The organism is Paenibacillus sp. cl123 (genome assembly GCF_900101595.1).
Taxonomy (GTDB): domain Bacteria; phylum Bacillota; class Bacilli; order Paenibacillales; family NBRC-103111; genus Paenibacillus_G.
Window position 1 is genome coordinate 483791 of the sequence record NZ_FMYY01000001.1, and the last position, 19234, is coordinate 503024.

Consider the following 19234-nt stretch of genomic DNA (forward strand, 5'->3'; position numbering starts at 1 on the left):
CCGCGCGAATCCCCCATTTTGGCTGAAGTCGGGGAGAGGTTAACCGGTTTTTCGCACAAAGCCCCACAATTTAGCCGAGGTCGAAAACGTTTTATACGATTTTCCACATAAACCCCATTAGTTGACGGCAAACCGGGAGCATTTTGTACGGTTTTCCGCCTAAATCCGATATGCTGCCCGCTAGTAGGGAGTATTTGTACGGTTTTTCCGTTACTGTTTGGGGCTGCATCATCAAGCGAGAAGACTCGCGTGACGATGCAGCCCCTTTTTGGCTTGCCGGGCTCTGAGCATGAGCCTTGAGGCCCTATGATCAGAGCCTGAGGCAAGCCCCGCGGGCCGGCTCAGTTTGACGGCAGCGCTGGCGCCGGGGCCAGGGCCAGGCTGGCGCGTTCCATCAAGGGTGCCGGCAGAAGCAGGCTGTCCGCTGTCCCGGCTCCGCCCGGCAGCTCGGCATCCAGACTTTGTCCCTGCAAAAATAATGCCGTCCGCTCAGCAGGCGAGCAGCGATGGATGCGCGAATAGGGAAGCAAGCTGTAGCTGCAACATAGCAATCCAGAAGAAACTATACAGTTATCCTATGTTATTGTAAGCATCAAGTATAAATTATGCAGTAAGAAAGGAGTAAGGCATGGCAAATATCGAGCACCTGCAAACCGTACATGCCCCAGCATCGAAGGAGTATGAAACTTTAACCACTGCTGAGGGACTGTCGGAAATATGGACCAATGAACTCATAATTGATCATCAGTTTGGCTTTATTAATGAATTTCGATTCGGCGGCAGCGATATAACCAAGATGAGAATAGAGGAATTGATCCCTAATAAAAAAGTCGTTTGGCTAAAGGGAACCGACAGCTCAACAAGCCGCCTCTTCCCCCGGGGCGCAGCTTGAATCATTGACAGCAAAGCCATTTTCAATTACAATCTTTTTTATTCCGACTGTTCAATATAAAATGATAAGGTGAGTGCATGCCCAAATTAGGAGCGGAACCGAAGCGCCGAGCGGAGGTCATTAATGCTACGTTAACCTGCATCAGTATTCACGGGATTGACGGCATGACCTTGGATAAGGTCGCTGAATATGCCGATTGCTCCAAAGGAGTTGTCGCTTATTACTTCAAAAACAAGGAAAATTTGACGGTCGAAGCCTTCAAGTCTTTTATGGCTTATTACGGTCTAAAAATCCAGTCCGAGCTCAAAGCCACAATGACTGCGGCGGAAATGATTGACGTTACTTTGAAGTATATTTTGCCGCCATACCGGGACGATACGGGGAAGAGGATTAATGTGTCGCAGCTTGACGGAATTGAGCGAATGTTTATCCCGTTTGAAGCTCAAGGCAAGCTTTTCCTGCAGTTTTTCTCTAAGGCTGTATTGAACAGCAGCTTGCAGGAGGTTGTAGTCAAGAGCTACACCACGGATCTTCAAGGGATAGCCAAAATTTTCGAATACGGCCACAAGACGGGGCAAATGACGGTGGAAGACGCTCAGAGCGCGGCATATGGGCTGATGGCGATGGTAGTCGGTCTAAGCTTCTTTCGAGTGGCGAACATTCCCCCCGCGCACGGCGAAGATAACCGTTATATTGGCGAAGAATACGTGAGAAAATTTTGCCGCACAACACTTTTAGGAGGAGAATTATGAATATAACGAAGATAGAAACAGCCGGCGGAACGATTGCCGTTGTAAGCGGCAGCGAGATTTTGATAACCGATGTTCAATCCGCACTGGATCTGATAGCAACCGTACAGTATGAAGCGGACAGCAATCGGATCGTCATGCACAAGTCGCTGCTGAGCGAAGCGTTTTTCGATCTGAAGACGCGGCTTGCGGGGGAGATTCTTCAGAAGTTCATCAATTATCGTGTAAAGATGGCGTTCGTCGGGGATTTCTCGGTATATGCCAGCCGGAGCTTGAAGGATTTTATCTATGAGTGCAATAACGGTTCCGACTTCTTTTTCGTGCCGAGCGAACAGGAAGCCATCGAAAGGTTAAGCATACTGAGGTAGGGAAAGAAAGGTGAGGCGTTATGTCAGACAGGGGCAACCATCCGGCCGACTATCCGATGATGGCCATTCCGGCCGGCTCCATTGATTTAAGAGATGATCGGATTCAGGCCCAGTGGACGGTACAGCTCGACTCGTTTTTACTTGCGCCGGTCCCCGTGACGGAAGCGCTATACAGCTCAATACTGCAGAAGAAGGCTGACGCTGCCAAGGAAAGCCAGGCTCCGGTTGTGGATGTTTCCTGGCAGGATGCGATCTCCTTCTGTAATTTGTTTTCCCGGCAGTCGGGTCTCAAAGAATGTTATTCGGTAAGCGAGGACGGCGAGCAGGTCGTCTGCGATTGGGAGGCGGATGGCTATCGCCTGCCAACAGAAGCGGAGTGGCAGCATGCGTGTCAAGCGGGAACGAAGGGGTACCGGTACGGCGAATTGGAGGAGATAGCCTGGTACCAAGGCAATTCGGAGGGCAAGGTCCATAAAGCAGGCGCTAAGCTGCCGAATGCTTGGGGGCTGTATGATATGCTGGGCAATGTGTGGGAGTGGTGCTGGGATGTATACGATGCCCGGGTATACGGGTCCTATCGCATATTCCGCGGCGGGAGCTGGGCGGAAGAGGCCCGGGGCTGTGGAGCGACTTGCCGACGACGCAGCCATCCGACGTTTCGCATTGACGATCTTGGCTTTCGTGTGGCCAGGTCTTTGAGCGGCGGAGCGAGCTCTGACATGTAAACCAGGAAGACTTCACCGACACCAACAAGTGGGGCGAGGTCTTTTTTTATCTGCTGCTTCCAAGAAACAAGTAGCCGAGCGAGGATTGATTATTTATCTCTCCTATTTTATAATGAGTAAAAACTCACTCATAAAAGGAGGGCTTATGCCGCGTACCAAAGAGCAGCTGGAAGAAATACGCCAGGTAACAAGAAGTAAGATACAATCGGCAGCCATGCATTTGTTTGTGCAAAAAGGCTTCGGTTCCACCAATGTTCAGGAAATCGCGGATCAAGCGGGGATCAGTATCGGACTTCTGTACAGACATTACAAGTCCAAAGAGGTTTTATTCAATGAATTGGTGGAATATGCGCAAGTGGGCATGGAAAGGGTAACTGAACGCTTCGAGTCGGACGAATCGCCCAAACAACTGATTGAGCAGTTTGCCGATGAAATCTATAACGACATGATATCCGGCGAAGAGCTCGCCAATCTGATGATTCTTATGGCGCAGTCGTTTTTCTCCAGAGGCGAGGCCAAAGAGAATCAACGCGACGTCGCCCGAATAAACAGCAAGCTGCTCAGTGAGATGAGCAAGCTGATCCGACGGGGCCAGCAGCTTGGCGAGTTCGGCTCAGGAGACGCCTCGGAGATGGCTATCTATTTCTTCTCCGCGGTTCAGGGGCTGGCCGAGATGAAGATCGTATTGCGTGACAGCTTCACCATGCCTTCCCCTTCGATCCTCACCGCTTTTTTGTACAAGAAAGGAGAATAGCCCTCAATGTTTACTGTGATTAGAGCGGATCAGGCGCAAGCGGAAGCGAAAGCAGACGCACGAGCGCAGATGGCTGATATTTTTGCCGACGGCTTTACTCAGTGGCTGGGCTATTTCTCCAAAGACAGAAGCATAATTGCCCAAGCGTTTGCTCATATGTTTGTTTTGGATCAATTCTATCTGGCGATGTCGGACGGTCAAGTTGCGGCTATGGCTGCGTGCACGGACGGAAAAGCAACGTCGGTGAGGCTTGACGCCCGATTGCTGAGGAAGCACTTGGGGTTGTTGAAGGGAAGCTTGGCGGCCTTTTTCTTAAAAAAGGAATTCGAAGGGCTTTTGGACAATCCAGACGGGGACGCATGCTCGATCGAATTTGTCGGAACGGCTCTGCCTTTCAGAGGCCAAGGCGCAGCATCCCACTTGCTGGGGCATATAGTTCGGCATACTTCCTACCGGACCTATTTAATTGAAGAGGTCGCCGACACGAATACTCCCGCCATGAAGCTATATCAGAAGCTAGGGTTTCAGGAATACAAACGGAAGGCGCTGCCGGAAAAGCTGGCCCGGAAAAACGGCATCCACCATCTCGTATCGTTGAAATACGTCAAGTAAACAAGAGCCCGTCCACTCACGAGGCCAAACGAAAGTCCCGGCTTATTCCGCTTGGAAGGAAGCCGGGACTTTTGCGCGCGACCCGCATCGCGCCGGTCACAGGGACTGCTGCTGGAGCAGGTGATGATAGAGCCCCTTTCGCTGAAAAAGCTGCTCATGCGTGCCGCTCTCGACAACCGCGCCTTGATCCAGCACGACAATCAGGTCCGCATGGCGAATCGTACTCAGCCGATGAGCGATAATGAGTGTCGTGCGGCCCTGCAGCATCTCGTCCATATTTTGCTGGATGATCCGTTCCGATTCCGTATCCAGCGCGCTTGTTGCCTCATCGAAAATAAGGATGCGCGGGTTGTTGACCAGCGCGCGAGCAATGACGATGCGCTGGCGCTGGCCGCCCGACAGCCGCATGCCGCCTTCGCCAATGATCGTATCGTAGCCGAGCGGCAGGGCTTGAATGAACTCATGCGCTCCGGCAAGCTGCGCCGCCCGCTCGATTGCTTCGAAGGCGGCGGGGTCGCCGCTTAAAGCGATATTTTCCCGTACGGTACCGCGGAACAGCATCGTATCCTGCTGCACGACGCCGATCTGCTTGCGGATGGAGGCCGCGTGCACCTCATGCAGCGGGTAGCCGTCGATGTAGATCATGCCGGCCGACGGTTCCAGCAGCTTGAGCAGCAGATTGGCAATCGTCGATTTCCCCGAACCGCTTCGTCCGATAAGCGCTACCGTTTGGCCCGGCTTCAGCTCCAGATCGAGATTTTGCAAAATCATCTTGCCCCCGCGATAGTACTGGAACGATATGTGATCAAAGCGGATATGGCCTTGAATGGCCGGCAGCATCCGCATCTTGTCGGGGTCCGGATGCTCCGGGGTCGACTCGTATACATCGTTCAGCCGTTCCATGGAGATACGCGCTTCGGACAATTCGCTGCTGCGCTGCGAGATCATCTCCAAAGCGAACATAAAGGAAGTAAACAGGACGGTATATGCCACAAGCTCGCCTACGCTAAGCGCCCCCTCCAGGACGTATCTGGAGCCAAAATAAAGCAGGGACACTTTACTCAGGGAGCGCAGGCCCACTGCGGCCGCCTTGGCGGCTGCATCCAGCTTGTTGCCCTCCAGGCGCAGCGCGAGCAGGCTGCGCAGCTTGAGCATCAGCTTGCTGCGAACGGTTTGCTCCATCGCCAGTCCTTTCACCGAAGCGATGGCCTGGACGGCCTCCACAATCTGCGTCTGGGATTCGCCTTCGGCGATGAGCTGCTTGCGCAGATTGCGGCGTATCTTCGGCAAAAGATAGGCATACAGGGTGATGTACAGCGGCATAAAGGCGAACGAAACGAGCGCAAGTCCCGGATGATAATACACCATCAAGCCTCCGTAGACGAGCAGCGTCAAGAAATCAAGCAGCAGCTCGATGGCATGATCGGTCAGCAGTCTGCGGATTTTCTCATTCTCCTGGACCCGGGTTAGAATGTCGCCCGACGTGCGTTTGGTAAAGTAAAAGTAAGGCAGGCGGAACAGATGGCGGTAAAATTGCTCCAGCATCGCATGATCGATAAGATAGGCGAGCCGTCCGATCAGCAGCTGGCGAACGGCAATGCCCGCGATATTGAAGCCGATCAGGGCAAGCATGGCCGCCATAATCATGCGCAGCAGCGACCAATCCTTCGTATCCAGCACCCGGTCGAAAATTTGCTGCGTCATGACCGGAAACACCAGAAACACCAGCTCGATCGTGATCGACAACCCCAAAGCCGAGCCAAGCAGCTTCTTGTAAGGGCGGAAATAACCGAGATACCGTTTCCACAGCTGCTCCTGGTCATCCAATGGCTCCAGCGGGCCGGCCGGCTGCAGCGTAATCACGTAACCGGTCCAATGACTGCCGAACGCAGCGAGCGGAAGGGTGTCGAGGCAGCCCACAGCCGGGTCGGCGACAACTACGCCGCTTTCGCCGATCTCATAGACGACGATATAATGGTTGCCGTTCCAGTGGGCGATGAATGGAGTTTTCAGCTCGTTCAGCAGAGCGCTTGTCGTCTTCAAGCCTTGGGCTTCAAAGCCGATCGATTCGAGGGTTTCGATCAGTCCGAGCATCGACGTGCCCTCGGCTCCTACGTTGCAGCGCTCGCGCATCCGGTTGACGCTGGCGTTCAGGCCGTAGTAGCGGGCGAGCATCGTCAGGCATGTCGGGCCACAGTCCATCTCGTTCTGCTGCAAGAGCGCCGGGTATTTGCGCCGCCGGCCCCATGTTCGCCAAGATGGGCCGGCAAGTGAGGCCGCAGGCTCGGAAGCGTCCGTCGGACGGGCTGCGTCGGAAAGCGCCGCCTCCCCGGTTTCTTCCGCTTCCTCAGGGGCTTTAACCATAACCATCGCTTGGGCGGTGTAATGGGCGGAGATGCGGCGGATCGACTCTAGGATGACCGGATAGGTCTGAATCAGCTCGTCGAAAGCCGTCTTGGACAAGCGAAAGGCCGTCACCGGCTCGGCGGCCCGGATCGTCGCTTGGCGCGGCTGCCCCGTCAGCAGCGCCAGCTCGCCGAAGAAATCTCCCGGATACAGCCGGTTGACGACCGCTGCTTCCTCGCCTTTTTCTACGAGCGCCGAGCCGTTCTTCAAGATGTAGAAGGCGTCGCCGGCGTCTCCTTCGCGAACGAGACATTCCTCAGGGGCATACGTGCGCACCTCCAGCCGATCGAGCAGCGAACGAAGCGCCGCATGGTCGACATGGGTAAGCACGGTGTTGTTCTTGAGAAAGGAGCGGATAACATCAGAGGCGACAAAATCCTGGACATATTTCTGAATGGCCGGATGATCGGCGGCCATCTCCTTGAACTGGCGGCGGCTGATCCTTAGCACTTCCAGGTCCGTGGAGGCGCGGATGATATAAGGGGGGACGGTCTTGTCATCGAGCAGACTATGTTCTCCGAAGTGCTCCCCCGGCTTCAGCAAGCCGAGATTCGTTTCTTTGCCGGCGGCGCTGATTCCGATTTTTCTGGCTTGACCGGTTACCAGGATATAGAAGGAATCCGGCGAAACATCCCGGTCGACGATCGTTTGCCCCATCGCATACGTCGCCGGCTGAAACTGCCCGGCCAACAGCTCCTTTTCTTCGGAAGTAAATACATCAAACAGCGGAATTTGGTGCAAAACCTGCATACGGCTTCCGTTCACGAGCTCATTCCTCTCCCAGCGTCCATACATCTTCGTGAATCTGGAGCGTACGTTGATACGCCTCAAGCCTGTCTTGAAAAAGCTGTTCCCGGAAGCCGGCCGCGACGTTCCCGGTCAGCTCGGCAGGGTATAGTCCTTCCACCAGGATGAGGCTGTAGTCGCGTCTGCGCTCGAAGGGACCGACAATCGTTCCCGTAGCTGCGCCAAATACGGCTGCCGCCGTCTCCGGCTCCAGATCGTCGCGGGCGACCAGTCCGGCGTATCCCCCCGACTTGGCCGTTGCCGCATCCGACGAATACTGCCGCGCCAGCCTGTGAAAATCGCCGCCTTCCTCCACCCGAAACCGCAATTCCTGAGCGGCTCCATATTCCGGCGTTATAATCAGCGAGATTTCGGCGCGGTCGTACTGCCTGGCAGCTTCAAGAAATTGCCGCTCGATCTCTTCGTCGGAAACGACAGCCAGGGCCAACGCTGTCCGCAGCACCTGCGGACGCAGGATGTCGATCAGTTCATCCAGCGTCATGCCGCGTTCTGCCAGCCACTCATTCGTTTTGGCGGCGGTAAACAGCCCGATCGCGCGTCGGAACCGGGTAACGGCCTCCTGCAAATCGCCGCTTCCAGCCGCGATGCCAAGCTCTTCCGCCCAGCATTCGACCGTCAAGTCTTCCTTGCACAGGCCGATAGCGGCAAGAGCAGCGTCCACCCGCAATCTTTGAAGCAGCTGCTTCATGGTAAGCGTTCTATGTTGAACCCGAATCGCGCTTATGCCTGCCGTGTTCAAAGCGTTTTCCCTCGCGTTTCATTGTAAGGATTTATAAGTAAATTCTAGCATGTACAAGGGCTTTTTTGCGATGCATTTATTTTTGCGGACTTAAACTAGACTTAAACTTGCTGCTGTATAATGAGGCCATGATGAAGAGGGAGGTTGTGGAATTATGGCTGAAAACAATGAGAAAAAGCTGAGCGAAAACGAGTCCGTCGAACTGCAGGACTTGTCTCAGGAAGTGTCCGAGGAGCAGATGAAGGATGTACAAGGCGGAGACTTTCACATGAGCACGAGAGTGATCGTCAAGAAGGTCGCCATTCGCCCATAATGCGGCCAATGCTGTCACCCAACTAAAAAGGCAAGACGTAAAGCCCCTAGCTGCAAGTAATGGCTCGGGGCTTTTGCTCATGTTTGCGGCTTGCAGCAAGCGGGAGGGCCGGAGCGACAAGCAAGGCTTCGGATCAAAAGCGGTCAAGCTTCTGCCGCTTCGCCTTGTCAAGTATTCGTTCAGCCCCGGGCCAACTTCGCGTCAAAGCCGGGCTTCTCTTGTTCGGGCAGCGTGCATGGCTCCTGCTTGGCGAGCGTGCCCGCCTGCAGCTTCACATCGATAAAGTCGATGATCTGCTTCAGCGACTCCATCTGCTGCACCACCTTCTGACGATGGGCGAGCATCATCTCCGACACCTCGGGAGCGCCGGTCAAATCCCCCGTTAGCGTCATGCCAAGCAGAGGCTTTATTTCGTCAAGCGACAAGCCGGCTTTTTTGAGACAAGGAATGAGTCTCATGGTGGCGACCTCGTCATCCGTATAGACGCGATGCCGGTTCTCTTTGCGCTGAGGGCTTGGCAGCAGTCCGATTTTCTCATAATAACGGATGGTATCTGCAGATAAGCCGGTCTGTCTTGCGGTTTCCTTGATAGTGAGCATGGCGTTCATGAAGCCCCTCCCGATTTCCTTTTTGCCTCATTCACATCTTATTGCTTCATGGGCTGTTCTTCTGCTGCTTCCATTGTACAACTTGGAGTTAGCTCCAAGTCAATCTCCCTTGTCTCTTCCGAAGTTTGACTTGGGCGGGCCGGCCGGTTTTCTACTGCAGAAAAAAACGTTTGACTTGGAGCCGGCTCCAAGTTGTAGAGTGTTCAGCATAAGGCGATAAGGCCGAAACCTGGACGAAGGAGGAGCAGCGATGACAGAACATACGGGCACTGAAATTGCCATGATCACGGGCGCCAGCAGCGGAATCGGGCTGGAGCTTACGCGCAGGTTGCTAAGCGAGGGGTGGGAGGTGGTCGCGCTGAACCGCACCGGATTTTCGCAGGATGATGCGCAAGTCCGGGACGCCATAAAGACAAGGAGGCTTCGGGAATACAAAGCCGATATTACGGATTTTGCAGCGCTGCGCCGGGCGTTAGGGGAGATCAAGTCGGCGGAAGCGCGGCTGGATGTGCTGTTCAACAACGCAGGAGGCAGCTTTCCGGAGCTTGCGTTCTCGAAGCAAGGGAGGGAGCTTCATTACGAGCTGCAGACGGTTGCGCCGTATGCGATCATGATGGAATTGAAGGAGCTGTTGAAGAAGGGAAGGCACAAAACGGTTGTCGGCACGTCGACCAATGCGTTTCAAACCTACAGGCAATTTCATCCTGAGGAGCTTCCCCATCCGCCATCGTTCCGGAAGCTGATCGGTCCTTATGCCGCCACGAAGCTGGCGCTCAGCTTATGGACGCGCGAGGCGGCCCCGTCGCTGGCGAAGGAAGGCATACTAATCCGCTCGGTGGATCCCGGAGCTAACAATACGCTGCGAAGCGACAAGCAGTCGGGACTTCCGGTTGTGGTGAGGCTGATGATGAAGCTGTTCTTCCCGCCGCCGACCCGGGGAGCGTCGAGATTGTACGAAGGCGCATTTGGCCGCAGCCCCCGCGAAACGGGCGTTTATTTGAGCCATAACCAGGTCAAGGAGCTGAAATTTACCGGGCAGGGCAAGGAGGTGCTGCAGCAGGTGCAGGCCATCTACGAACGCGAGTTTGCAGGGGGACAAGGCCCCAAGCTGCCGTGAACGCTTGGGGCTCTTATTCCGTCATTTCTCTGCGCCGAACTTGTAGCCGAAGCCGCGGATCGTGACGATATATTGAGGATTCGAAGGATCTTTCTCAATTTTTTTACGCAAGTTGTGGATATGAACCATCACCGTCCGCTCGTCGCTGAGGCCGTTCAGGCTCCAGATTCGCTCGTAGAGCTGGCTGACGCTGAACACCTGCTTCGGATGCTCCAGCAGATGAAGCAGCAGCTGAAGCTCTTTGGCCGCCAGGGCGACCGGGGTGTTGTTCACCAGCACCTCCAGCCGGTCCTTATGAATGGTGAGCCATCCGTCCCGCCATATGCCTGCGCCTGCTTCGGTCTTTCCGCCCGCCGAACGGCAGCGGCGAAGTCCGGCCAGTACGCGGGCAACCAGCACCTCCGGCTCGAACGGCTTTGTGATATAATCGTCCCCGCCCAGACGCAGGCCGGCCACGATATCCTGCGGCGTCTTCCTGCTCGTCATGAAGATGATCGGAATGTCGGAGCGGGCTCGCAAGGTTTGCATCAGCTGCAGTCCGTCCATGCGGGGCAGCGTAATATCCGAGAGCAGCAGATCGTAGCTCGAGCGCTGAAACAGCTCCAGCCCTTGCTCCGCACTGGGCGCAATATCGACCCGGAGCCCTTCCCGCCGCAAATAGAGGGCGACAAGCTCGCAAATATCCGGATCATCTTCAATCAGCAGTATGCTCGTGTCCATGGTTTCCTCCTTCGTCGAAACGGGGTTGGCCGGCTTCGGCCGTCCGGACTTTCACAGGGAGCGTGATAAAGAAATCGCTCCCTTGGCCAACCTCGCTGCTTACGCCGATCTCGCCGTCATGGCGGGCCATAATGGCCGTGCAGATCGCAAGCCCGAGGCCGCTTCCGGCAGGGGCGTGCTGCACGCCCGGAACCTGATACCGGCGCTTGAAGATGTGGGGCAGCTCGGATTCCGGAATGCCGATCCCGTTGTCGGTTACGTGAATGACGGCCAGCCCGTCGTCCGGATCGCCGCCGGGTTGAAATTCCGCCCATACGCGAATTATGCCTTCGGCAGGTGTATATTTCACGGCATTGGCTATCAGATTGGCGAATACCCGCTCGAAGCGGAACAGGTCTATGCGCGCGCGAAGCTCCTTGGCAGCCGGCAGCGGCAGCTGCGGCTCTTCCCAGACCAGGGTTAACCGGCGAGCGCTCGCCTCGGCTTCATACCGATGGCTCAGCTGACGCAGGAAAGGCATGAGCGGAATGTCCACGAACTCGAACTGAACCTCGCCCGTCTGCAGCTGGCTCAGCTCGACGACGCTGTCGATCAGCTTCTCCAGCAGCTGGCTGCGCTCGTAGATGCGTCCTGCATACAGCGGCGCTTCTTCCTTGGAGATGACATCGGTCATAATGGCTTTGGAGAAACCCTTGATGGAAGTGATCGGGGTCGATAAGTCATGATGAACTTCCGCCAGCAAGGCGCTGCGCGTTTGTTCGATCCGGCTCAGCTCCCGGTTGCCCTGCTCGAGCTTCGCGTTCAGCTCTTGCAGCGAGGAGGTTCGCCGCCTGATCGTCTCCTCCTGGGATTGGATCACTTGGTCCAGCTCCAGGGTCAGCCGCTCCGACCGGGTGACGGCCCGGGTAAACATCAGCGACAGATTCAGCAGCTGGGTAAGCAGAAAAAACAGCAGTCCGAACGAAACAAGTCCTCCGTACGGGACAAAGCCCGTATAATACATAATCTCATGAATGACAGAGGCGAAAAAGCCGATGAAGCCGATCATATTGACGCGCGAGCCCGTTCTTCGGTTAACAGCAGCGCGGATATAGACGTACATGACGTAGAGAAAAACGGGCAGCAGCAGCAATAAAATATAAGGCACCATCGCTTGCGTGTAGACGCTCGCCGGGGTTGAGAGCACCACAAGGCCGAACCCGGCCAGCGCGATGCCGAACAATCGGAAGAAGCGCCACCGAGCCTCATGCGGATATTGCTTGTTCACGAAGGCGGCGATGCCGACAATCGTGGCAATCTCCGAGAGGTATTCCAGCTTGACCCCCCACTCCCACGACAGCCCCGGGAACAGCACATAGGAAAATGATTCTCCGAGCAGAGAAGATCTCAGGCAGGTGGCCAGACAGATGAGCCCGAACCATAGGGCGGCCAGCTCCTTTTTGCGGAACAGGTAGAGGAACACGGAGAAGACAGCCATAAGCAGCAAGCTCCCCGCAAGAAAAGTCCATACCATCACCCGGTCCCGGTGCAGGGAAGCGATCTGCCCCGCGTCTCCGAGCTCGATGCTCTCCCAGATGCCGCCCGTGCGCTGGACAAAGTTGGAAACCTGGATGACCAGCTCGTTGTCGCCGGGCCTTGGCACAATGAAATACGTCCTCGGGTAAGTTCTTGGAATCATGCGGCTTCCGTCGCTGCCGACGGTTCCGTTGCCGCCGATCAATTCTCCGTTAATCCAGAGCCGGTAGGCGCTGGCTACGTTATGGACATAAAGGCCAAGCGGCTGTTTCGCCGTCTCGCCGGATAATCGAAGCTTCATCCGGTAGGTCGCATACCCGAAGTTAGGCAAGGCGAGTCCCTCTGCTGCGTAAGATTGCCATTGGGCCGGGATGGAGACGCTTAAGGCATCCTCCAATGGGCCTTCAGCGAAATCACCGGGCTCAAGGAGCCGGTTCCAATACAGCTCCCAAGGTCCGCTCAAGGCTGCGATCCCGTCCTCACGGGGGTTCCATGATTGCAGATCGAGAATGTCATGTCCGGCTTGAGCGGGCGGAAGCGCAGCTGCGGCAGAAAGCGGCCAGCCGCACCAAGCGAGCAGGACAATAACTAGGACGCTGACAAGTCTATACATGTGCATTCACCCCCGAGCACTAGGCATTATAGCCTATACAACCTAATATCGGAAACGGGGCGGATGAATTCAAGCGAAAATTTAGACGGAGCGGGCTTGGCTGCGTGTCATGTATGTTGGCAGTTGACTTTCCCCTTAGGGCAACGTGTACATTGAGGTAGAACAAGAGCGCGACAACAAGAAGAAAGGAGGAGAGGGCTTGCTGTCGATTGGCGAATTTTCAAAAATATGCGAGGTATCCACCAAGACGCTTCGTTATTATGACGAAATCGGCTTGATCCATCCGGAAGAGATTAACCCTGAGAACGGGTACCGGTATTATTCCATCCGGCAGCTCAAAAAGATGCTGTTGATCAACCGTTTGAAGTCGTATTATTTTTCGCTGGAAGAGATTAAAGCGGTATTGGAATGGGAAGAGGACCCATCCGAAGAGAAATTATTCGCCGCACTGACGCGCAAAAGAAAAGAAATTCAGGAGAAGTTGACTGCTTACGAGGTTATTCTGGGACAGATCACGCAAGATATCGGGAAAGTGGAGAAAGGCCGGTCGATCATGTCGCATCTGGATCAGATCGACGTTCAGCTGGCGGAGACCCGGTCCATGAACATTCTTTATACGCGTCAGATGCTAAGGAGCGAAGACTATGCGGCAGGATACGGGGGGTACTTCAACAGGCTGTATGAACGAATTGCCAAAGAAAAGCTTACCTTGCTCGGCACGCCCCTCACGATCTACCACAGCGCCGAATACCATCCGGCCGGCAACGATACGGAGTTTGCCGTCCCGGTTGAGGAGGCGGTTGCGGGAACGCGGGTTTTGCCGGGGGAGCTGTGCGCAAAATCTGTCTTAAGAGGGCCGTATTCGGAATTGACCTCCGTCTATGCGAAGCTGCGGGAGTGGATAGAGCTTAACGGATATGAAGTGGTGAAATCCCCCTATGAAGTATATGTCACAGCCCCGGTTGAAGCCGCCGGTCCCGGGGATATGGTGACCGAGGTGTATTTTCCCGTGAGGAAGCGGTAGGTATGGCATCGGGCGGGAGCTTCGGCGTTTGTTCAAAAAATATCGTACGGGAGGCAGCAATCTTGGCGCAAAACTATGGGGCCGCTACCGAGTGGCGAATTGAAAGTCCGGAAGCCTTAAGCATCGACGAAGCTAAGCTGGAGGAGCTTGAGCCTGTGATCCGGTCCGAATACAGCAATATAAACGGGATGATTATCGTAAGAAACGGAGCTATTGCTTATGAGCGTTATTTTAACGGCTATGGCCCGGAGGATGCGCATCATGTGGCGTCTGTGACGAAAAGCGTCATATCGGCCCTTATCGGGATCGCCATCGAAGAGAGATACTTGCATGCCGACCAGCGGGTGCTTGATTTTTTCCCCGAATATGTCCCGGGTGAGGCGGACAGTCAGAAGGGCGAAATTACGATACGCCATCTGCTTACGATGACGGCTCCGTTTGCCTTTGCCGACTGGCAGGAGCCGCTGGACAAGATGTGCATGCAGCCGGACTGGGTAACCTATGCGCTCGATTTAATGGGAGAGCCGGGGGAGCCGGGAGCGTTTAAATATTCCACGGCCGGCGCGCATCTGTTATCGGCGGTCCTTACGCGCGCCACAGGGAAAAACGCCCGCGAATTTGCCAATGAACGTTTGTTCAAGCGGGTCGGCATGAAAGAAATACCGGACTACGGCATGAAAACCTTTGGCTTCGAGGAATTATTCGGGAAAGAAGTGAAGGGGTGGGTCCAGGACCCAGGCGGCAATTCGACAGGAGGCTGGGGGCTTGCGCTGACTCCGCGGGATATGGCGCGGTTTGGCCTGCTCTATCTGAATGGAGGCGTATGGGACAATCATCCGGTTATACCGCAGGCATGGATTGACGAATCGACGGCCATGAACCCCAATCGTTATGGCTATCTGTGGTGGCTGCTGGAGGATGCGGGCGTATCGGCCTACTCGGCTATGGGCGACGGAGGCAATGTCATCTGCTGTGTGCCGTAGAAAAATCTGCTTGTAGTCATGGCGTCAAGTTTTCTCATGAAGCCTCGCGACAGATGGACGCTGATCAAGGAACGGGTGCTCCCGGCTGTCCAGGAATGATACGGCATAAGCAGGCGCAGCAGCGGCGTTTCGTCTCCGCTTGTCCGGCGATTCTGAGCCCGAACGAGAAGAGCAAGCTCCGCGTATGCTGAAGGGACGGAATACGAGGAGGGAGCCCGCTTGAAAAAAATAGCGTCAGCGCCTGGCGTTTCGATCATCGTTTGCACCAATCGTCCCCGTTATTTTGACCAGATTCTGGATAATTACCGAAGACAGCGCTATGCGAGGAAAGAACTGATCATTATTCTGAACAAGGACAGCATGAACCTCCGCAAATACCGGTTTCTGGCAAGCGGCTGCCGCGATGTGTCGGTCTATCAGGTCCCCGAACGCATCTCCTTGGGCCAATGCCTGAACTGCGGAATTTCCAGAGCCAGGTTCCCGCTCATGACCAAATTTGACGACGACGATTATTACTCGCCCTATTATTTGACGGAGCAGGTGAGGGCTTTCAGACGTACCGGATGCGATATTGTCGGCAAGCATGCTTGTCTGGTCTATCTGGCTGCCGGCAGGAAGCTCGTTATCCGATCTCCGCAGGAGAAGCAGAAGCACGTCGAATTCGTGCAGGGAGGCACGCTCTTATTCACCAGACGGCTTTCGAAGCAAGTAAGGTTCCCGGATCGCTCTCTCGGGGAGGATGTGGCTTTCTTAAGGGCGTCCCGAGCGAAGGGATACCGGGTATTCGCCACCTCGCCTTTTAACTACGTTTATATACGCCGAAAAAACAAATCCGGTCATACGTGGAAGGTCAAAGACCAGTTTTATTTGGACAAAAGCGTTCCGGTGGCCGTGACCGACGACTACCGCGTCATTGCGCGGCGTCCTGTCCGGTAAAGACAAGCGGCGTGAGCGGAAGGAGCAAACGGGAACAGCCTGCGAGAGGTCTCGCAGGCTGTTTGTATGTTGATAGAGCCTGTAGCCGTTTAGCGTATCCGGGAAGCGGGGTCCGCCGTGTGCAGATCATGCGTTGACGCCTCACGCACAAGATCGTTGCGCGGCTCGCCGTCGAGGCTAACATACGTGTCCGCATTCAGCGTGCCGTAACGGCGGAACACCTCGTATACGTGGCTTCGCTGGCCGGGGAGCGCGTCTACCATCACCAGCAGCTTGTTATCCTTGACATAATCGTTATAGCGCTCGGCTTCCTCTCTCGGAATGCCGAGCCCGACCAGACCGCCGACCAATCCGCCTGCGCCGGCCCCTACGGCAGCGCCCGTGATGGTCGCGGCGATCGGTCCGGCAGCCAGCAGCGGGCCGATGCCGGGGATGGCGAGTACGCCAATGCTCGCGAGCAGCCCGGTTAAGCCGCCAAGTACGCCGCCTGTGGCCGCCCCGGCCGCCATGCCTTCCGGAGCCTTCGTGCCCGTCTCTTCCTGAATCGTATGCATCTCGTCCTTGCTGCGGCTTACGACGGAGATTTGATCGGAGGTGTATCCGATGGACTTCAACTCCTCAATAGCGGATATGGTCGCTTGCTCCGTTTCAAACACGCCTACGATTTGTCGTCTTCCGTCTTGGTTATTTGGGTTCATCATGATTATCAGCCTCCTGAAAGTAGAATATAAGGGTTTGACTTGAGTTCTGCCTGTACATGTTTAACTTAACCTGCTTGCGGAGAGATCAAACTTTTTTTCGCGGACATCGGGCTGCCGGCTGTGACCGCTTTGCTCCCGGTCTACTAAAAATCCCGATAGCCTGAGCGGCTATCGGGATTTTGGGTGAAGTGGCGGCCTACGGGCCGGGTCAAGCTGCAGCCGCTTGCGCTGGTCAGACGCGCGCTTTCTGTATGGTCGCGTTCTCGCGTTTCGCTCTTGCTGCGGCGCCTGCGCGGAAGTAGCCGAGGAGAGAGGCCGCGATCAGGACGGCGGCGAAAACGCCGGCAGCGCCGATCCAGCTCGTCACCGACAAGGAGGAATGCTCCACGATAACGCCGCCCATGCCTGCTCCCGCAGCCATCGCCAGCTGCAGCACGGAGCTGTTCAGGCTGAGCATGATGCTGGAGGCTCCGGGAGCCAGCGTCAGCAGGTGATACTGCTGAGTCGGGCCAGACGACCAGGCGGAGAACGACCAGAGCATCAGCAGCGGGAACATCAGCGCGGTGGAGTGAGCGGCCAGCGAGATCAGAACAAGCACAACCGTATGGACGAGCATGCCGCCGACCAGCGTGGGAGAGAAGCCCCATCTGTCCGTACTGAAGCCTCCCAGCTTAGAGCCGATCAAGCTGGCGACGCCGAAGGCGAACAATGCGATGCTTACCGCCTGCTCGCTCATGCCGGTGATGGTGAGCAGGAAGGGAGAGATGTAGGTGTAGGTGATGGAGTAGCCGCCGATCCAGAAAAAAGTAATCAGCAGCGCAACGGCAATCTTGGGGTTCCGAAGCAAGGACACCTGCTCGCGCAGCGGAACCGGCTGCTCGCTTTCCGTATTCGGGATGGTAAAGGCCACCAGCACAATGGCGAGTATGCCGAGTATCCCTAGCGCTCCGAACACCAGCTTCCAGTCATAGATGGAGGCGGCAAGTCTGCCCAGCGGGACGCCGACGATCAGCGCGGTGCTGAAGCCCATGACAAGCGTGGCTATGGCGCTGCCCTGCTTCTCGGGGGGAGCCAGCTTGGCGGCGACGGTCAGGGCCGTTACGACGAATACCCCGCTGGCGAGCGCCATGATGATCCGAAAGCCGATCAAGAAGGCGAAGCCCGGCAGCACAAGCGTAGCTATATGGCTCAGAACGAAGACGGCCAGCGCATACAGCAGCAGCTTTTTGCTCTGCACCTTCGCGGCGGCGGCCAGCAGAAACGGCGTCCCGAACGCGTAGGCCAGGGAGAAAACGGTGATCAGCTGGCCGGCAGCGGCTAGCGAGATCCCGAGATCGTCAGCGACTTTATCCAGAATGCCTGCGATGATAAACTCCGACGTGCCGACGAGAAAGCTAACAACAGCCAATATATAGATTTTCCAAGTATTCGACATGCTCTCCAGCTCCTTTTTATCTCTAAATTGCTTTTGTTTTTATATTTCTAAATATATCGAAATATAGAGCAAAAAAAACTACCCCAATAAGTAAGGGGCGTATTTCAAAGCCATTTCCTTGTTGACGCTGTAGTAAATATAGGTGCCGTCCTTGCGCAGATTAAGCAGTCCGCATTCCGTAAGCTGCTTCAGATGATGGGACAAAGTTGATCCGGCGACCGATTCGAGCTTGCTGCCGATATCTGAGCAGCACAGATTTTTCTCTTCCGCCAGCAGCATCGCAATTTTTATCCGGGTCGGTTCACCGAGTGCTTTGTAGACCTTCACCGCTTGTTTGACTTCCTCGTTGTCCTCGCCCATTGATTCTCACCGCCTTGTTTTTCGATATTTCGAAATGTATGGAAATAAGATACCACATGGCTTCGGTTTTTGTAAAGCGTCCGATCCGCCCATTCGAGGCCGTGATTGTCGAAAACTTATTTCCGCGCGGCTCCCAGCCGTCCGACCTGCTTCAGCCACTTGGTCCGCTGTTCCGGGGATGAGCCCTTGACCGGTCCGATCTCGGTCACGCGAACAGGCGTAATGCCGCAAAACTGCAAAATATTGCGTCTCATCACCTGAATGCCGGCCCGCTTGTAGATCCATCTGTTGTACCAGACGGGGGTGTCCATCGTGACGATCAGGTGCGCGGTTCTGCCTATTAACAGCTTATCCCAGAGCGGGGAGTTATCGCGGTATTTGAAGGCAAAGCCGGGCAGAAAGACGCGGTCGATAAATCCTTTCAGGATGGCCGGCATCGCCCCCCACCAGGTAGGGTAGACAAAGACGAGATGGCCGGCCTGCCGGATCAGCTCCTGAGCCTCGGTCAGCTCAGGCTCCAGCTCCGTCCTTTGCCGGTAGCCGTACTTTAAGTTCGGGTCAAACGAGAGCCTGCTCAGATCGATGACGCGAATCCTGGCGCCGTGCTCCAGGGCGCCCTTCGCATAAGCGTCAGACAGGGCCGAGCAGAAGCTTTGCGAATCGGGATGTCCGTTAATGACTAGAATAAAATCGTTTTTCATGGGGATTGCCTCCTGACCGTCGTAGGTTGTTTGCAGAAGAGAGATCCTCCCGGCTGTTTGGAAATATGCTATAGTGAAAGAAGATTTGTCACTAGCATAACCTGGCAGCCGGGAGAAAGATATGATCTATCGCGCTGGTAAATTGCTAATTTACGC

At 55.4% G+C, this 19234-nt stretch carries 19 protein-coding genes and 1 pseudogene; 11 read left to right on the forward strand and 9 right to left on the reverse strand.

Annotation, left to right across the window (positions count from 1 at the left end; genetic code table 11):
• Window positions 1-628 precede the first annotated feature (628 nt).
• From BLR08_RS02075 to BLR08_RS02100, 6 genes are all read left to right on the forward strand, one after another.
• A complete protein-coding gene (locus BLR08_RS02075) occupies window positions 629-892 on the forward strand; it encodes a hypothetical protein (protein ID WP_072327939.1) in 264 nt (87 codons plus the stop codon).
• Window positions 893-969: 77 nt separating this feature from the next.
• Window positions 970-1644: a TetR/AcrR family transcriptional regulator gene (locus BLR08_RS02080; RefSeq protein ID WP_072327941.1), complete on the forward strand. Its 675-nt coding sequence runs from the start codon at window positions 970-972 to the stop codon at window positions 1642-1644.
• A complete protein-coding gene (locus BLR08_RS02085) occupies window positions 1641-2009 on the forward strand; it encodes a DUF4180 domain-containing protein (RefSeq protein WP_072327943.1) in 369 nt (122 codons plus the stop codon). Before BLR08_RS02080 ends, BLR08_RS02085 begins: the two co-directional genes overlap by 4 nt.
• A gap of 20 nt (window positions 2010-2029) precedes the next feature.
• Window positions 2030-2734 carry a formylglycine-generating enzyme family protein gene (locus BLR08_RS02090; RefSeq protein WP_072327944.1) on the forward strand — a complete coding sequence of 235 codons (705 nt, stop codon included), beginning with the start codon at window positions 2030-2032 and terminating at the stop codon, window positions 2732-2734.
• Window positions 2735-2879: 145 nt separating this feature from the next.
• Window positions 2880-3488 carry a TetR/AcrR family transcriptional regulator gene (locus BLR08_RS02095; protein ID WP_072327946.1) on the forward strand — a complete coding sequence of 203 codons (609 nt, stop codon included), beginning with the start codon at window positions 2880-2882 and terminating at the stop codon, window positions 3486-3488.
• Between the two features lie 6 nt (window positions 3489-3494).
• A complete protein-coding gene (locus tag BLR08_RS02100; protein WP_072327949.1) occupies window positions 3495-4100 on the forward strand; it encodes a GNAT family N-acetyltransferase in 606 nt (201 codons plus the stop codon).
• 96 nt (window positions 4101-4196) lie between these two features.
• On the opposite strand, the gene BLR08_RS02105 is transcribed toward BLR08_RS02100, so the two are convergent.
• Window positions 4197-7271: a peptidase domain-containing ABC transporter gene (locus BLR08_RS02105; RefSeq protein WP_072327951.1), complete on the reverse strand. Its 3075-nt coding sequence runs from the start codon at window positions 7269-7271 to the stop codon at window positions 4197-4199.
• Between the two features lie 4 nt (window positions 7272-7275).
• Window positions 7276-8052 (reverse strand): peptidylprolyl isomerase, encoded by a 777-nt coding sequence (locus BLR08_RS02110; protein ID WP_072327953.1) that lies wholly within the window; start codon window positions 8050-8052, stop codon window positions 7276-7278.
• 154 nt (window positions 8053-8206) lie between these two features.
• On the opposite strand from BLR08_RS02110, the gene BLR08_RS30950 reads away from it, so the two are divergent.
• Complete coding sequence (locus tag BLR08_RS30950) at window positions 8207-8365, forward strand: hypothetical protein (RefSeq protein ID WP_176835393.1); 159 nt, start codon at window positions 8207-8209, stop codon at window positions 8363-8365.
• 179 nt (window positions 8366-8544) lie between these two features.
• Here the strand turns inward: BLR08_RS30950 and BLR08_RS02115 are convergent, their stop codons facing one another.
• Window positions 8545-8973 carry a MerR family transcriptional regulator gene (locus tag BLR08_RS02115; protein WP_072327955.1) on the reverse strand — a complete coding sequence of 143 codons (429 nt, stop codon included), beginning with the start codon at window positions 8971-8973 and terminating at the stop codon, window positions 8545-8547.
• Window positions 8974-9223: 250 nt separating this feature from the next.
• On the opposite strand from BLR08_RS02115, the gene BLR08_RS02120 reads away from it, so the two are divergent.
• On the forward strand, window positions 9224-10090 hold the full coding sequence (locus BLR08_RS02120) for an SDR family NAD(P)-dependent oxidoreductase (RefSeq protein ID WP_072327957.1): 867 nt from the start codon (window positions 9224-9226) through the stop codon (window positions 10088-10090).
• A 21-nt stretch (window positions 10091-10111) separates the two neighbouring features.
• On the opposite strand, the gene BLR08_RS02125 is transcribed toward BLR08_RS02120, so the two are convergent.
• Both BLR08_RS02125 and BLR08_RS02130 read right to left on the reverse strand, forming a co-directional pair.
• Entirely contained in the window at window positions 10112-10810 is a 699-nt protein-coding gene (locus tag BLR08_RS02125) for a response regulator transcription factor (protein WP_072327959.1), read from the reverse strand.
• The gene (locus BLR08_RS02130; RefSeq protein WP_072327961.1) at window positions 10785-12938 is read right to left on the reverse strand and encodes a sensor histidine kinase; all 2154 of its coding nucleotides are present in this window, start codon (window positions 12936-12938) and stop codon (window positions 10785-10787) included. The genes BLR08_RS02125 and BLR08_RS02130 overlap by 26 nt, the downstream gene beginning before the upstream one ends.
• Window positions 12939-13137: 199 nt before the next feature.
• On the opposite strand from BLR08_RS02130, the gene BLR08_RS02135 reads away from it, so the two are divergent.
• From BLR08_RS02135 to BLR08_RS02145, 3 genes and pseudogenes are all read left to right on the forward strand, one after another.
• A complete protein-coding gene (locus BLR08_RS02135) occupies window positions 13138-13962 on the forward strand; it encodes a MerR family transcriptional regulator (RefSeq protein WP_072327963.1) in 825 nt (274 codons plus the stop codon).
• Between the two features lie 62 nt (window positions 13963-14024).
• A pseudogene (locus tag BLR08_RS02140) lies at window positions 14025-15044 on the forward strand (serine hydrolase domain-containing protein).
• 120 nt (window positions 15045-15164) lie between these two features.
• Window positions 15165-15881, forward strand: a complete 717-nt coding sequence (locus BLR08_RS02145; RefSeq protein WP_072327965.1) for a glycosyltransferase family 2 protein — start codon at window positions 15165-15167, stop codon at window positions 15879-15881.
• 89 nt (window positions 15882-15970) lie between these two features.
• Here BLR08_RS02145 and BLR08_RS02150 read toward each other — a convergent pair whose 3' ends face one another.
• The 4 genes from BLR08_RS02150 to BLR08_RS02165 all read right to left on the reverse strand — a co-directional run bounded on the left by BLR08_RS02150 (window position 15971) and on the right by BLR08_RS02165 (window position 19078).
• On the reverse strand, window positions 15971-16582 hold the full coding sequence (locus BLR08_RS02150) for a general stress protein (protein WP_072327967.1): 612 nt from the start codon (window positions 16580-16582) through the stop codon (window positions 15971-15973).
• Between the two features lie 232 nt (window positions 16583-16814).
• Window positions 16815-18017 carry an MFS transporter gene (locus BLR08_RS02155; RefSeq protein ID WP_072327969.1) on the reverse strand — a complete coding sequence of 401 codons (1203 nt, stop codon included), beginning with the start codon at window positions 18015-18017 and terminating at the stop codon, window positions 16815-16817.
• Between the two features lie 78 nt (window positions 18018-18095).
• Window positions 18096-18377, reverse strand: coding sequence for an ArsR/SmtB family transcription factor (locus tag BLR08_RS02160; RefSeq protein ID WP_072327971.1), 282 nt, complete (start codon window positions 18375-18377; stop codon window positions 18096-18098).
• Window positions 18378-18493: 116 nt separating this feature from the next.
• Window positions 18494-19078 carry an NAD(P)H-dependent oxidoreductase gene (locus tag BLR08_RS02165; protein ID WP_072327972.1) on the reverse strand — a complete coding sequence of 195 codons (585 nt, stop codon included), beginning with the start codon at window positions 19076-19078 and terminating at the stop codon, window positions 18494-18496.
• Window positions 19079-19234: the final 156 nt, after the last annotated feature.